Origin of the sequence: Halanaerobium congolense, assembly GCF_004366375.1 — a bacterium.
GTDB lineage: Bacteria > Bacillota > Halanaerobiia > Halanaerobiales > Halanaerobiaceae > Halanaerobium > Halanaerobium congolense.
Window position 1 is genome coordinate 1 of record NZ_SOEF01000007.1, and the last position, 15,971, is coordinate 15,971.

12 protein-coding genes and 3 pseudogenes are annotated in these 15,971 nt (G+C 31.8%); 11 read left to right on the forward strand and 4 right to left on the reverse strand.

Features of this window, described 5'->3' with window-relative positions; translation table 11 throughout:
* Nucleotides 1-289: pseudogene (locus tag C7954_RS03725) on the reverse strand (IS110 family transposase); the annotation flags it as partial.
* A gap of 193 nt (nucleotides 290-482) precedes the next feature.
* Here C7954_RS03725 and C7954_RS03730 point away from each other — a divergent pair.
* The 8 genes and pseudogenes from C7954_RS03730 to C7954_RS03765 all read left to right on the forward strand — a co-directional run.
* A pseudogene (locus C7954_RS03730) lies at nucleotides 483-865 on the forward strand (transposase); the annotation flags it as partial.
* Between the two features lie 22 nt (nucleotides 866-887).
* On the forward strand, nucleotides 888-989 hold the full coding sequence (locus tag C7954_RS14155; protein WP_208320670.1) for a helix-turn-helix domain-containing protein: 102 nt from the start codon (nucleotides 888-890) through the stop codon (nucleotides 987-989).
* On the forward strand, nucleotides 982-2,016 hold the full coding sequence (ilvC, locus tag C7954_RS03740; protein WP_073159504.1) for a ketol-acid reductoisomerase: 1,035 nt from the start codon (nucleotides 982-984) through the stop codon (nucleotides 2,014-2,016). The genes C7954_RS14155 and ilvC overlap by 8 nt, the downstream gene beginning before the upstream one ends.
* Before the next feature lie 317 nt (nucleotides 2,017-2,333).
* Nucleotides 2,334-4,238 (forward strand): sigma 54-interacting transcriptional regulator, encoded by a 1,905-nt coding sequence (locus C7954_RS03745; protein ID WP_073159506.1) that lies wholly within the window; start codon nucleotides 2,334-2,336, stop codon nucleotides 4,236-4,238.
* A gap of 309 nt (nucleotides 4,239-4,547) precedes the next feature.
* Complete coding sequence (locus tag C7954_RS03750; RefSeq protein ID WP_073159508.1) at nucleotides 4,548-5,864, forward strand: four-carbon acid sugar kinase family protein; 1,317 nt, start codon at nucleotides 4,548-4,550, stop codon at nucleotides 5,862-5,864.
* A complete protein-coding gene (gene pdxA / locus C7954_RS03755; protein ID WP_073159510.1) occupies nucleotides 5,857-6,876 on the forward strand; it encodes a 4-hydroxythreonine-4-phosphate dehydrogenase PdxA in 1,020 nt (339 codons plus the stop codon). The genes C7954_RS03750 and pdxA overlap by 8 nt, the downstream gene beginning before the upstream one ends.
* A 107-nt stretch (nucleotides 6,877-6,983) precedes the next feature.
* A complete protein-coding gene (locus C7954_RS03760; RefSeq protein WP_073159512.1) occupies nucleotides 6,984-7,982 on the forward strand; it encodes a TRAP transporter substrate-binding protein in 999 nt (332 codons plus the stop codon).
* An 83-nt stretch (nucleotides 7,983-8,065) separates the two neighbouring features.
* Entirely contained in the window at nucleotides 8,066-8,389 is a 324-nt protein-coding gene (locus C7954_RS03765) for a TRAP transporter small permease (RefSeq protein WP_089721011.1), read from the forward strand.
* 186 nt (nucleotides 8,390-8,575) lie between these two features.
* On the opposite strand, the gene C7954_RS03770 is transcribed toward C7954_RS03765, so the two are convergent.
* Nucleotides 8,576-10,096, reverse strand: a complete 1,521-nt coding sequence (locus C7954_RS03770) for a hypothetical protein (RefSeq protein ID WP_108076515.1) — start codon at nucleotides 10,094-10,096, stop codon at nucleotides 8,576-8,578.
* A 359-nt stretch (nucleotides 10,097-10,455) separates the two neighbouring features.
* Between C7954_RS03770 and C7954_RS13610 the strand changes: the two genes are divergently transcribed.
* From C7954_RS13610 to C7954_RS03780, 3 genes are all read left to right on the forward strand, one after another.
* Nucleotides 10,456-10,620, forward strand: coding sequence for a hypothetical protein (locus C7954_RS13610; protein WP_166667675.1), 165 nt, complete (start codon nucleotides 10,456-10,458; stop codon nucleotides 10,618-10,620).
* Nucleotides 10,621-10,635: 15 nt separating this feature from the next.
* Nucleotides 10,636-11,913, forward strand: coding sequence for a TRAP transporter large permease (locus C7954_RS03775; protein ID WP_073159516.1), 1,278 nt, complete (start codon nucleotides 10,636-10,638; stop codon nucleotides 11,911-11,913).
* 171 nt (nucleotides 11,914-12,084) lie between these two features.
* Nucleotides 12,085-13,395: a nickel-dependent lactate racemase family protein gene (locus tag C7954_RS03780; RefSeq protein ID WP_073159518.1), complete on the forward strand. Its 1,311-nt coding sequence runs from the start codon at nucleotides 12,085-12,087 to the stop codon at nucleotides 13,393-13,395.
* Between the two features lie 36 nt (nucleotides 13,396-13,431).
* On the opposite strand, the pseudogene C7954_RS03785 reads toward C7954_RS03780, so the two are convergent.
* Both C7954_RS03785 and C7954_RS03790 read right to left on the reverse strand, forming a co-directional pair.
* A pseudogene (locus C7954_RS03785) lies at nucleotides 13,432-13,530 on the reverse strand (IS3 family transposase); the annotation flags it as partial.
* A gap of 369 nt (nucleotides 13,531-13,899) precedes the next feature.
* A complete protein-coding gene (locus C7954_RS03790) occupies nucleotides 13,900-15,885 on the reverse strand; it encodes a methyl-accepting chemotaxis protein (protein WP_166667676.1) in 1,986 nt (661 codons plus the stop codon).
* Nucleotides 15,886-15,971 lie beyond the last annotated feature (86 nt).

The window sequence follows — 15,971 nt, forward strand, 5'->3', positions numbered from 1 at the left end:
TTATTTCATGGTAATGTCCTGTAGTTTCAATACATACCAATACTTTTTGAGCAGAGATATTATTGACAGTTTCTTGAATTTTAGTTAGCAATAAATTTAGACCTTTAGAATTAATCGTAAAAAAGAAGGGATTTACAAGGATCTCACCGAAATAATTACATATAAGAGCTTTTGGAGAATATTTTGCTGGATCAATAGCTACAACTAATACCTTATCATAAGGTATATCACGTAGTTTTTTCTGCAGCTCAGTTCTCTTACTGGCCTTTATATGTTTGACTTTTCCCATTGATTAACACCTCCAAATATAATTGGTGAGTGTTCCCTGTTAGGGTATTGTTTAATTTAGACAGGCAATGGGAAAAGTCCTTTTTTCTTATCTATCAACATTATATAATATCAGAACATTTTTCCGCCCTGACCCTCCCCCGATTTGTAGGACACCGAGTTAAGATATATAATATAATCAGGAGGTGCCCGAAATGGGAAAAAGAAGAACTTACACAGAAGAATTCAAACGAGATGCTGTTGAACTCAGTATAAACTCTGATAAAAATTGTACAGAAATTGCTGAAGATCTAGGTATTAACTATAATAATTTAATCCGCTGGCGTAAAAAATATAGAGATAATGGAAAACTTGCTTTTCCGGGAAAAGGAAAGCAAAAACTCACATCTGAAAAACAAAAAATTAAGGATCTGGAAAATGAACTTAAAGAAACTAAACTTGAACGTGATATTTTAAAAAAAGCAGTGGCCATCTTTTCGAAAAAACCGAAGTAATATACGGTTTTATCCGGGACCACAGTGATGAATTTCCTGTGACAAAGATGTGCCAGGTATTAGAAGTCTCCCGGTCAGGTTATTGAATCATTAGTAGAAAATGATTTGAATATAACTCAGGCAACTAAAGATTTATATATTCATCGTAATACTTTATTATATAGAATGAACAAAATTAAAAAAATAGGAGGAGTTTATAATGAGTGAGAAAACTTTATTTAAAAATCAAGATGGGGATTTATCTGTACTGGATGATAGAACTGTAGCTGTTATTGGATATGGAAATCAGGGTCGTGCTCAGGCTTTGAATATGAGAGATTCGGGTGTGGAAAATATTATTATAGGAAATAGAGGAGATTCATCTAAAGAACAGGCAAAAAAAGATGGCTTTGAAGCTTATAGTATGGATCAAGCAGCTAATAAAGCAGATATCTTATTCTTTTTAGTACCGGATGAAGTCCAGCCACAGGTATATAAAGAAAAAATTGAACCCTATTTAAAAGAAGGAGATGTACTTAACTTTGCTTCGGGGTACAATATCACTTATAATCTAATTACACCTCCAGAAAATATTGATGTAATTATGATTGCTCCAAGAATGATAGGTACAATGGTAAGAGAACTTTATGAAGTTGGTGATGGTGCCCCCAGTTTTTTAGCAATAAATCAAAATTATTCTGGTAAAGCAAAAGATATAGGTTTAGCTCTTGGGAAAGCTATTGGTTCTACCAGATCTGGAATAATTGAAATTGATTCATTTGCACTGGAAACTAAATCTGATCTTTTAATGGAACAGGGATTAATACCAATAATTTTAAATGCTATGATTGCAAAATATGAATTAGAAATAGCAGAGGGAATGCCTCCAGCTGGTGCATTGTTAGAATTATATCTTTCTAGAGAATTAGGATATATATTTGAAAAGATGGCTGAACAGGGGATTATAGGGCAAATGCCTTTACATTCACAAACCAGCCAGTATGGTCAAATCAGTAGAATAGATGAGCTACAAGAAGGGGAAGCCGAAGAAGTTAGTTACAATGATATAAAAAAATTCATGGGTAGACAATTAAGGAATATTGGTAATGGAAAATTTGCAAGAGAATGGAGTAATGAACAACAAATGGGTTATCCTGTATTTCATAGACTTTTTGAAAAATATAATAATTCAGAGATGATTAAAGAAGAACAAAAAACAATTAAAGAATTAGGATTAAGTAATGATTTAACTTAGTGTAGTAATTTCATTATCAAAATTCGTAATAAATACAAGCAGAGATTTGATAAAAAGATAATAGTTTGGAAATTCAGGTTAATATCTTTATAGAGGTAAATTTTATAAAAATTTTAGTTTTGGTAATTGATATTTAAACTTCTATAGAGATATTATTAATTAGAAAAGAGTATAAATCTCTAGTTTTTAAAACTGTAATGAAGGAGTTAGAGAGATTTTTTGGCGGCGGCTGAATATTGAAATTTCTCAGGTATAAAAGAATTATTTGCCTGCAAAATTTAAGTTATTTAGAATAGTTTAAAGAAGGAGGTATACAATTGTCATATAATATAGTTTTCATTTCTCCTTATAAAAAATTAGCTGATTTATATATGGAAGTTTGTAAAGATATGAATAGAGATTATAAGGTGTATATTGGTGATCTGCAGGAAGGAGTCAAGATTGCCAAAAACCTTGAAGCAGAAGGTGTTGATGCAATAATAAGCAGAGGTGGTACTGCACTTGCAATCACAGAAGTTGTAAAAAATGTACCTGTGGTAGAAATTATGGTAGCAGGATCAGATATAATAAAAGTATTAAATAAACTTCAGTATAAATTTAATAAGGTAGCTATTGTTGGTTTTAAACAGTTTACCCATACTTTTCAGAGTGTAGCAAAGATTTTAAATATAAATATTGAAATTTTTACCTTAAAGCAGGAATGGTATAATCATGAAACAATAATCAAAGAAAAACTTATAAATATAAAAGAAAAAGGATTTAATTGTATCATAGGTGATAATATTTCAGTTAAAATTGCTAAAAAAATGAATTTATCATCATATTTAATTCGCTCAGGTAAAGAAGCTATCAGTCAATCGATTAAAGAAACTGAGAGAATTGTAAGAGTTAGAGAAAAAGAAATAGAGAAACGTAAAAGAATTAAAGGTATTATTGATTTTTCTTATGAAGGTATAATAAGTATTGATCAAAAGGGAATAATTAAAACTTTTAATTCAAAAGCTGAAGAAATTTTTAATAAAAAAGCATATAAAGTTTTAGACAGACAAATTGATTCTGTACTGCCAAAAATAAATTTAAAAAATTATATGGATAGTGGCCGTAATATTTTAAATAAGATTTGGACTTATGATGGACAGGGAATTGTAGGTAACATAATTCCTATCCTGGTAGATGGTATTAGCCATGGACTGGTATTAATTGTGCAAGAAGCTTCTAATATAAAGAAAACTGAAGAGAAAATCAGAAAGAAGTTGCATTTAAAAGGATATTTTGCTGAAGCTTCTTTTAGGGATATAATTGGAGAAAGTGATTTAATGCAAAAGGCAATAGAAGAAAGCAAAGATTATGCAATGTATAATTTACCTTTATTAATACATGGAGAAACTGGTACAGGTAAAGAGCTTTTTGCACAGGCCATTCATAATTATAGTCCCAGGAAAAAAAGTTCTTTTGTAGCTTTTAACTGTGCTGCTTTGCCGGAAAAATTATTAGAAAGTGAACTCTTCGGTTATGTTCAAGGAGCTTTTACCGGTGCAAGCTCTAAGGGTAAAACAGGATTATTTGAGCAGGCACATGGAGGAACAATATTTTTAGATGAGATTGGTGAAATTTCTAAATCAATTCAGTCCAGACTGCTTAGAGTTCTGGAAGAAAGAAAAATTAGAAGGATTGGAGATGATAAGTTAATTTCAGTTGATGTGAGATTAATTATGGCAACAAATCGTGATTTAAATGAATTAGTTAAGAAAAATAAATATAGAAAAGATTTCTATTATCGAATAAATGTATTAAATTTAAAACTCCCACCTTTAAAAGAGAGAAAAAGTGACATTAATCTTCTTGTAAATTATTTAATAAAAAAAATAAATCTTAAGCTTAATAAAAATATTAAATCAATTAGTGATGAAGGTTTAAAATATTTAAATGATTATGACTGGCCGGGTAATGTTAGAGAATTAGAAAACTTTATAAAAAGACTGATTGTAAGATCAAAAAGAAATATTATAAGTGTTGAATTGATTAAAGAAAACCTGAATCAAAATTTTGAAATTATTGATTCTAAAAATCTTGTATCTTTAAATATAAATAATAAAAGTTTAAAAGAGATTGAAAATGAAATTATTAATTATGTACTTAAAGATGAAAATCATAATAAAAAAGCTGCAGCAGAGAGATTAGACATTGGAAGAACTACTTTGTGGAGAAAAATAACTAAATAACCGTTTCAAAATGAAATATTGGTTCATAGTGAAATAAAATCTTTGGTATAGCCTCTATATCAAAGATTTTACTTATATATAGTGTATATGTATGTTTCAAAATGAAGTAATTTCTAAATATTATGAAAAATTATAATTAATTTAATTAAAATAATATTAAGTATTATCCTTACTATACTGTAGCCGGATCATTTTTTTAAAAAGAATATTCAGTTCTGGCACAAAATATGCAATAATTATAGGTGAATATAAAAAATAATCTAAATAAAAAAAATAATTTAATAAGATGATTAGAGGTGAATTAATATCATGATTTATGTTATAGCAGATGATTTAACAGGGGCTACAGATACGGGTGTTCAATTTGCAATAAAAAATTATACTTCCAGTGTTATTATCTGTCAAAAAAATATTAGGAATCAAAAATTAGCTAATATAAAAGCTGATGTTTTAGTAATAGATACAGAAACTAGAGATGTTGATCACAGAACTTCCAAAAAAAGAATTAATGATATATTAGATAATTTAGATATAAAAAGAGATGATATAATCTACAAAAAAATAGATTCTACTTTAAGAGGTAATATAGGGTTAGAAATAGATCTTATTATGGAAAAGTTGAATATTGATCTTTGTATATTTAGCCCCTCATTTCCAAAAAGTAAGCGGATAACAAAAAACGGGAGACTAATTGTTGAAAATAGTCCACTTGCTTTTACTGACTATTATGAGGGGGATATAAAACAAGAGGATGCTTCTTATATTCCAAATATTTTAAAAAATCAATCAAAAAATAACATTGAATTAATAAAAATTGAGGATTTAAGGAAATCAAATTTTAATCTAAAATTATTAATTTCTAATTTTGATAATAAGAAAAAGCAAATCATAATCTTAGATGCAGTAACAGAAGCGGATTTGAAAGAAATTGTTTTAAATTCGCAGGAAATTAAATATAAATTTTTATTTGCTGGATCAGCTGGTTTGGCTAATCATATTAATTTAATAAACAATAAAAAGTTAAGTAATAAAAAAGTTGGATTTAAAAAAGCCGAAAAATTAGTTATTGTAGCTGCCTCAAGAAGAAATATTACTAATTTACAAATTGAAGATGTTAAAACTAAATTTGATGTTTTTGAATTAAAGATAAATCTGGATAAAATTTTAAATAATTCAAGTTTGCTTTTAAAAAAAGATAGCAATAATATAAAAAATGCAATAGAAACTTATGATGAACTCATTATTCGTCCTGATCCAATATTTAATAGTCAGGATAAAATAAATAAACTTTTGACAGATTACAGTATAGACTTTAGAGATCTTCAGATTGAAATAAAAAATTATATAGGAGAATTAATAAAAAATCTTTTTAAAGATTATTCTAATATTGATTTGTTTCTTACTGGAGGTGATACAGCAGCTGGGATTTGTAAAAAATTAGAAGTTAAAAATTTGAATATAATTGATGAATTATTGACAGGTATACCCTTATCGCTTGCAAAAACAGTAAATTATGGAGATTTAAATATAATTACTAAAGCTGGTGGCTTTGGGACTGAAGACTCTATAAGTGAAATTATTTATAAATTGAGAGACAGAAAGAAAGGATATGTTATCAATGAATAAAGTTATAATTGCTATAACAATGGGAGACCCTGCAGGAGTTGGTGCTGAAATTGCTGTCAAAGCAATGGGGAGAAAAGAATTATATACACACTCCATCCCAATTATAATAGGGAGTAAAGCTGTAATAAAAGATGCCATTAGTTTTATACCATCTAATTTAAAATTAAATATTATAAAAAAACCTGAGGATGCATTAGGTGAATTTGGTACAATAGATATTCTCGATTTAGATAATATACAATTGGATTATTTTAAATATGGTGAAGTGAGTCTAGCAGCTGGTAAAGCCGCAATTGAATATATATTAAAAGCAATAGATTTATCATTAGAAGATAGAATCCAGGCAGTAGTAACTGGACCAATTAATAAAGAAGCAATCAATAAAGCAGGTTATCATTATGCAGGTCACACAGAATTATTTGCTGAGAAAACATCAACTAATAATTATGCTATGATGCTTAGTAGTAAAAATATGAGAGTCATTCATGTTTCTACTCACGTATCATTAAAAGAAGCGGTTGAAAGAGTGAAAGAAAAAAGAATTTACGATGTTATCTGTTTAGCTAATAAGGCTATGTTGGATATAGGAATAGAAAAACCAAAAATTGCTGTAGCTGGTTTAAATCCGCATTCAGGGGAAAATGGACTTTTTGGTAGAGAAGAAATAGAAGAAATTATACCTGCTATAAAAAAAGTTCAAAAAGAAGGCATAAATGTAGAAGGGCCTATCCCTCCAGATACAGTTTTTTCCAAGGTTATGGGGGGAAGATATGATATAGCAGTTGTTATGTATCATGATCAGGGCCATATACCTATGAAAGTAACTGGTTTTAAACTGGATAAAAAAACTAATGAGTGGAAATCAGTTAGTGGAGTAAACACTACTGTAGGTTTACCTATTATTAGAACTTCAGTAGATCATGGAACTGCATTTGATATAGCTGGAGAAAATGAGGCTAATGAAGATAGTTTAGTGGAAGCTTTAGAACTAGCTGTTGAATTTGTAATATAAATAAGAAAACACAAGTGAAAGGAGTGGTAAAGAAATTCAAAATATTATTCTATTAAATCAGACTTGTTTTATAATAAGAGTGTTATCCAAATCTAAGGAGGAAAAAAATGAGGAAAAAATTATCAGTTTTATTAGTAGTGCTTTTTGTTTTATTAAGTGTTGGAGTAGTTAGTGCAGCTGAATACACAATTAAAGTTGGAAATACTCAGCCCATGGGACATATTTATAATCAGGGATTATTAAGATTTAAAGAACTTGTAGAAGATAGAAGTAATGGTGAAATTGAAGTTCAGATTTTCCCAAGTTCTCAACTTGGTGATGAACGAGATTTAGTAGAGGGTTTACAGCTGGGAACTGTTCAAATGGCATTAAGTTCTACTGGCCCTTTAGGTGGATTTGTAACAGAAATCATGGTTCTTGATCTTCCTTATCTATTTAAAAATAGAGCTCATGCATATTCAGTTTTAGACGGAGAAATTGGGCAAGAACTTTCAAAAGGATTTGTAGATGCAGGAATTAGAAATTTGGGATACTGGGAGAATGGATGGAGAAACATAACTAATAGTGTTAGACCTATCTATGAACCTGAAGATTTAAATGGTATTAAGATTAGAGTTATGGAGAGTAAATTAATGCTTGCATCTCTTGAAGCAATGGGTGCTAGTCCACTTCCAATGGCATTTAGTGAAGTCTATACAGCTTTAGAGCAGGGAACAATTGATGCTCAGGAAAATCCATTAGCTGTAATTTATTCTAATAACTTTGCAGAGGTACAGGAATACTTATCTATGACACAGCACTTTTATAATCCAGCTTTATTGCTTATAAGCGAAAGCTTTTATAGTAGTCTGCCAGAAGATTATAAAGAAATAGTTAGAAAATCAGCTAGTGAAGCTAAAGAATACGAACGTTATTTAAGTATTTTAGCTGATGAGAGACTTTTAGGTAAACTGCAGGAAGAGGGTATGGAAGTTAACAGTGTTGATAAAGATGCTTTTGTTGAAGCTACCAAATCTGTATATGATGAAAATGCAAAAATGATTGGTGAGGGAGATAAGGAAGCTGGTTTAGAATTAATGAATAAAATTCAGAACTACGATTACTAATTTAGAATAAAAATAAAACTTATAATGGCACATCAGCCGTTTAAGCTGATGTGCTTAAAAACAAAAAAAGGGGGATAGACTATATGAATAAAATATTGAATTTAATAGATAAGGTCATAAAGTATTTAATAATAACATTTTTAACTTTAATGGTTGTTCTGGTTTTTATGCAGGTTATTTTTCGCTTTGTTTTAAATAACCCTTTACAGTGGTCAGAAGAATTAAGCCGCTTTCTTTTTGTATGGATTTCATTTTTAGGAGCCTCATTAGCTCTGAAACAGGGCCAACATTTGGGTATTGATGTTTTTTTAAAATTATTTCCAAGAAAATTAAGTAAATTTTTCATTTTTTTATCTTATATTTTTATTTTAATCTTTTTAGTGGGTATTAGGAGGATTCTCGGCTAAAGCCAGAAAGTAACAGTCTAAAAAAGTAATAATTGTAATAAATAACTAAAATATTGAACTTTGAAAACTCCATACTGAAACTAACTATTTCTATAAGAAATTAAGCTAAAAATGGGCGCACTTCTCCCCGGGACCTGTAAGCTATTTTTTAAATAGCTTTAAAATAATTCAGTATAATGGATTTATTTATGCTGCTCTGTAATTAAACCAGGTAGTAATCCAGTTTTTTGGAGCTATAGCTGATTCTTTAAGCCAGGCATTAGCATGCATGGCCGCATCCCGCATAATTATCCTGATCAGCCAGCGAGATTTGGAGCGGACATTATCATTTTCCAGTTCATAATCTGTTTTTACCCGGCTGTTGCGTCTTTCAGAAGAAGTTCTTTTCTTCATCGTATTTTTCCATTTATGTGAACCGCGTGGGGTTGTGGTAAATATGCGATTATCCCACTCGGGTTTGGTATGAACAGTACGTCCATAGTCAGAGTCTGTACAGTTAAAGATGGGACAATTAAAGCTTTTACGAGTAACATGGGGGCATCGCCATTTATGGCGGTGAAGTTTTTTATCAAGACCCCAGTTAGCCATCAAAAAACCACCCTTACAGATGGGAACACCATCTTCATTAACAGCTACAGGTGGATCATATTTAAAATTACCTTTGTTTTTCTCATTGAGGTCAATAAAAGCCTCAATATCCCAGTGATCAAGCAGATCATAGGTGGCATAATTATCATGGGCGCTATCTAAAATATCTTTACCAAAATTAAATTCAGAATAAAGATTTATCATTCCAAAGAGAGCAGTAGTATGGGATACGCTGTCATGTCTTGCAGCCTGATTGAGTACAGAATAAACAGGCAGGTCATAGGGGCTGTCAGCAGCTGTAAAGGTGTAGTTGCTGTAGCCATAGACATATCTACCACGATAGCTGTCCCAGCCCCAGTTAGCAGTGGGATCACTGAAGCGACGAGGACAGCTGCAGTTAAAGATCCCATTTTGACGGCAGTCACAGTCTCTGGTGCCCATTGGTGAAGCACCCGTTGCTAAAACCATGCCGTCACCGGAAACAGCCAGGTTAGCAGTATCTCCAAGGAGGCCTCTTTCAGCAGAGGGTAGGACAAAACATTCTTTGAATATTTGTTGAATATATTTATCAGCTCTTTCGGGCTGAGGTTTATCTTCGTCTCTAAGGATACGGTCAACCAGCCTCTGGACCACACCCTGGTGTTTTGGCGGCTGTTTCTGGTTCTTTTTCAGTTTCTTTTTGGGCTTTGAAAGAGGCTTATGCATTTTAGTGCAGCGTTCAACTCGTTTACCTGAATCAAAATCACAGAGTCTGTCTTCAAAATCATAAAAAGTACCGACTCCAGGCACATTACCGGGATAAAAACCGGAGATGATAGCCCAGAATGGTTCGCTTTTTAGCCTTTTAACCCAGCGGGTAATGGAGCCACCATCACCATACTGGCACATCAGCCAGTAGGAGCGGAAAAGGCAGACAGGATCCCATGGTTTTTCACCACGGGGATGATAGGTAGGAAGCAGAATATCTCGAACTGGAACAAGGTCGGTCAAAAAAGTCTTAAAGATAATGGAAGCATTCAAAAAGACAGTTCTAAAGAAGTGATCATTGGCGTAATAGGCATTAAGCAGGAAGAATAAATGATTTTGAAACTCTTTGTGGGAACGTTCTGTTTTAAACATAAATAACACCATCCTGATTTAGTATTTAGGGTAAAAATATGTCCCTATATTTAATTATGGATGGCCGGAAAAATGACAAAAATGAAAAAGTCAAGTCTCAAAATAGCGGTTTAAAGACACTGAAGTTGTCTGGAGTTAATATATCTGAATAAAAGTATATTAATCGCAGTTTTTATTCCGTTTAAGATGCTTAATGATAAAGGGAAATATTGGTTTCAGGTTGGGGTGAAAAATTTTGAAAGGTGCTATTAAGCCTTATCAATCAAGGGCTTATTTAGCCGAAAATCTTAATTAGCTATAAAGGGGTTGGAGTATTAAATATAGTAAGTAGACAGAGATCTGCCTCTTTAAGAATACCGATGATTTATCCTTACAGTGGGGTATTTATTGGTCTTTTTTTAATGATCATTAATACGATTAATATTTTAAAAAATATGGTTTTTGGAAATGCTCTTGATGAAATATTAGATGGTAAAACTGAAGATTATAAAATAGATGGAGATACTACGAAATATCAAGAATAAAAGGAGGTTTAATTTATGGCATTGGTTATTTTAGGCAGTATGGTGTTGTTGTTTATTATTGGTACACCTATAGCATTTTCCTTAGGAATTGCTTCATCTATTGCGTTATTGGTTAAAAGCGATTTGCCATTACTAATATTGTTTCAAAGAATGTTTACTGGAACAGATTCATTTCCACTGATGGCAATACCTTTCTTTATGCTGGCAGGAGAATTGATGAATACAGGTGGAATATCTAAAAGATTAGTAAAATTTGCTGAATCTTTAGTTGGTCATATTGCTGGAGGTTTAGGGATGGTAAGTGTTATTGGAGCAATGTTTTTTGCTGGCATTTCCGGTGCAGCAGCAGCTGATACTGCAGCAATTGGTTCAATTTCAATTCCAGCAATGATAAGAGGTGGTTATAAGAAAAATATTGCAGCCTCTATACAGGCTGCAGGGGGTAGTATTGGAGTTATAATTCCTCCAAGTATTCCTATGGTTTTGTTTGGTGTTATTAGTGGAGTTTCTATTGGCAAATTATTTCTAGGAGGATTTGTACCTGGAATTATAATAGGCTTGGGGTTTATGCTTTTATCTTACATTATTGCAAAAAAAGAAGGTTATAAGACACTTGAACGCAGCAGTATCAAAAATGTTTTCACCAGTTTTAAAGATGCACTCTGGGCACTTATTATGCCATTTATTATCATTGGCGGTATTTTAGCAGGTATTTTCACTCCAACAGAAGCTTCAGTAGTAGCTGTTATTTATGGTTTGATTGCCGGTCTTTATATTTATAAAGAGCTGCAGTGGAAAGATATACCCGAAATTTTAGTTAGCTCAGCCATTACAACTTCTACAATTATGTTTTTAATTGCAACTGCTACAGGATTTGCCTGGATATTGACAAGTGAACAAATTCCTCAACAAATTTCAACCCAGCTTTTGAATTTAACAACAAATCCAATTTCATTATATTTTTTAATGATGGTAATATTATTAATTATGGGTACTTTTGTTGAAACATCTGCCGCACTAATTGTAATGGTTCCAATATTTTTTCCTATAGCACAACAGATTGGACTGGATCCGGTACATTTTGGAGTAATGTTTGTAATTGCCTTAGCAACAGGAATGTTGACACCTCCTTTAGGTATTTGTCTATTTATTTCCTGTAATATAGCGAAAATTCAGATGTCTGATATAATTAAAGCTATAGGACCATTTGTCATAATGATGATATCTTTAATGGTTTTATTGATTTTATTTCCGGGAATAGTAACATTTATTCCAGACTTTTTTATGGGTTAATTGTTAATATTAGTATCTGAGTTAAGATTATTGATCAGAAAAATATTAATTTTTTGCGGTCAGAGCTTATAAGAATATTATTAGTGTTGATTTTATTAAGAGAGAAAAAATATTAAAAAAATAAAACTAAAGAAAATATTAAAAAAATAAAACTAAAGGAGGATTGATTAAATGAGTGATATTATTAACGTTCCCTATGGAAATGAATCTTTAAAAATTGATGTCAGTAATATTAACATAAAACAAGTTATTACTCCAAAAGATGTCAATTTACCAGATGACCTAGAGTTTGAAATACAAAAAGCTTTAAATAATCCAATAGGGTCTGGGAAAATTAGTGATATTGTTGCTTCTGAAACAAAAAATTCGAAAAAAGTAGAAAGCACAGAAGAACTTGATGTAGTTATAATAAGTGATGATAATACACGCTTAACTCCTTCAAATTTAATTTTACCACCTATCTTAAAAGAGATGGAAACTGCAGGTATATCTAGAGATAAAATAAAAATTGTTATGGCACTGGGAACCCACCGTGATATGACAGAAAAAGAGATGATTGATAAAGTGGGTAAGTATGTTTATAATAACTACAATATTGTTAATCATAATTATTATAATAAAAATAAACTGGAAGATTTAGGAACAACTGAATATGGTACTCCAATATTGATAAATAAAGATGTTTATGAAGCTGATATAGTTATAGGTATTGGCAGTATTGTTCCTCATCATATACCGGGTTTTAGTGGGGGAGCTAAAATTATTCAACCAGGGGTCTCAGGGAGTCTTACTACAGCTTATACTCATCTGCTTAGTGTAAGAAAAAGAAGATCATTTTTAGGATATATTGAAAATCCTGTCAGAGAAGAGATGGAAGATATCGCCAGAAAAGTTGGCGCTAATTATATTTTTAATACTGTTTTAAGTAGAGAAGGAGATTTCTATAAATGCTTTTTCGGGGATGTTGCTGAAGCTTTCAGGGAGGGAGTTAAGGCCTCACAGGAGGTATATGAAGTTGAGATTGATTCCACTTCGCCAGTTACTTTAGCCGGGTCATTCCCCTGTAATATTGAATTCTGGCAGGCTCATAAATCATTATATCCGGGAGATATGATTACAGAAGACGATGGTATGTTGATTGTTTTAACTCCAGCCTATGAAGGTGTTTCTGTAACTCATAGTGGAATGCTTGAATATACATCTTTAAGACCAGAAGTAATAAATAAGATGGTAGAGAATGACGAAATTGAAGATAAAGTTGCTGCTGCTCTTGCGATGGCATGGTCTAAAATTACTGACCGACTTGATGTTGTACTCGTATCTGAAGGGATTAATAAAGAGACAGCTGCAGCTCTTAATTTTAAATATGCTGATTCTGTTGAAAAAGCTCTAAAAATAGCTGAAGAAAAATATGGAGAAAATTTTTCAATGAATGTTCTAACACATGCTCCTGATACTTTACCAATTTTAAATAATAAATAATTAAACCCAGTGGCCGGGATGGATTGTCAACCATTTTTAAAATAATTTTTTATCGAACATTAAATATCTATATTCAATAGGTGTTAGATAATCTAACGATCCATGAATTCTGTGGTTATTATGCCAGTTAACATAGGTTAGATCACTGACAACAACATCATAGTTGAAGCTCTGGATAAAGAACTGCTGGCTAAAAATACTGCCTTTGATAAGGAAATTCTGCAAAAGGTATTACCCAGGATCCAGGGTAGTTCAGCCATCATTAAAGAAATACTGCTGGAATTATTTGATTTTTTTAGTGGAAGCAGCTTCAGTCAAGAAAACGGTCAGCTGTCTAATAGAGTCTGGAATTATTATCAGGCAAATCAGGAAAGCTTTAAGTATCCGGAATCAGCAGAAAAAACAGCATATATGCTGCGGCGCTTTGAAGAAGATGGTTTTACTTCTTACTGGTTGTAAAAAATATATTTGTTCTTCTCATATCACAACTGCTGAGGAAAAAAATTAAATTTCAAAGTGTTTAATGCTTTGAAGTAATTTTCTGGACATTGCAGCTAAACTGCGGGTTGATTCTGTTATTTCATGGGTGGCAGAGCTCTGTTCCTGGCTGCTGGCTGCGATTTCTTCAGCAGAACTGGCGGTTTTTTCGCTAACCTCAGCAATATCTTTAATTGAAAGCTGCACTTCCTCACTGTTCTGACTCATATTGAGGGCGGCCTCAGAAATTTCATTAATTAATTTTTTCAATTCAACAGCTGCTCTATCAATTTCTGCAAATGAATTTTCACTGTTCTGGATAGCCTGCACGCTATTTTCTACAGCTTCTCTGGTAGCATTCATATTTTCGACTGTATGTTTAACACCACCCTGAATGTCAGTAATTAATTTAGAAATTTCCTCTGTAGCCTGGGAACTTTCCTCAGCTAAATTTCTTATTTCATCAGCAACTACTGAAAAACCTCTTCCAGCCTCTCCGGCTCTGGCAGCTTCGATAGCTGCATTTAAAGCAAGCAGATTAGTCTGGGAAGAAATACTGCTGATTAATTGGATTATATCTCCAATCTTATCTGAAGATTCTCCCAGTTCATTGACTGTGTTTTCAACCCGATGGGATTTTTCTCTAACATTTTTTATTTCTTTAATTGAATTCTTAATTGAGTTATTTCCGTTTTCAATGTTATTTATCACAATTCTGGACTGCTGTTCCATATTAACACTCTTATTATCTATATTTTTTATTTCCTGGCTGAGTTCTATTATATTAGCTTTAGTTTCATCTACCTGAGCTGACTGTTCTTCCATTGCTGCTGCCATCTCATGGGTGGAATTCCCAACCTCTCTGGCTGAAGTTGATATTTCTTCACTATTATCCTGGAGTTCATGACTGGCTGCTGACAATTGTTTTGAGACATGAGAAATACTGTGGACAATTTTATCAAGACTGCTAATTAAGTTTTCGATTGAACGAGAGAGGATGCCAATCTCATCAGTTCTATTTAGATATTTTTCTTTCACTGTTAGATTTAATTTACCATCTGATGTTTTTTTGATAATCTCAACTAAATTAATAATTGGTGCTGTGATTTCTCTGCTGATTATGTAAATTACTATTAAGGCAAAAATAAAGGCGGCCAGGCCAATGTAAGTGGTGTATTGTTTAAAGATTTGAAGCTCAGATAGTATAGCTGATTCTGCTGCAGTTAGTGCCAGGGACCAGTTAGTTGTGTTTATTCTGGCAGCGGTAATTATGTTATTTTGATTATTAATCTTGAAATTACCTGTGTATCTATCATTTTCTCTAATTAGATCTAAAACTTTTTTTAATTCTGAGCTGGAGTTTTGATAATAATCCTGGGCTCCAATTAGTTCTTTTTCTGGATGAGCTAAAAGTTCTGACTTCTGATTTAAAATCATGCCATAACCACTGCCATTTAAATTTAAATCGGTTATTAGATTCTGGATATCACTTAATTTAAGCACTCCCACTAAAAATCCCTGTAACTTATCATAGTCATCTGTAATTGGAGCTGCAACTGCAAAAACACTTTCTTCAGTAAAGAAATCAACATAAATTTTTGAAAAAACACTTTTTTGCTGCTCCAGAGCCTGTTTAAAATATTCCTTTTCAGAAATATCACCAAAACTACCTGAAGTGGCTTTAAATCTACCATTCTCTTCAACTAACATTATATCCATAAAATTTGTTTTTTCCTGAGTTCTTCGTAAAATAAGCTGGGCAGAATTCCAGTTTAACCCCTGAACACTGTTGATATTGGTCAGTGTTTCTAGTAAGAGCTGTTTTTCTTTTAACCACTGATCTATATTGTCTGCATTATCTTGAGCAGACTTTTCTGCTTCCTCAATTATTATGTTTTTTAAAATTGTTTTTGAGCTGTTGTAATAAAGAAACGAGCTGACAGAAATTATTATTAGTACTACTACTGAAACTGTAAGCAGCAGCTTGTGCTGAATACTTTTAAATTTAATCACATTAAATCCTCCCATTTGTCTATTTTATTGGATCAATGTCATTTTAACAGGTTAATGTTTCTAAAAGATTAATTTTGTGTTAACAA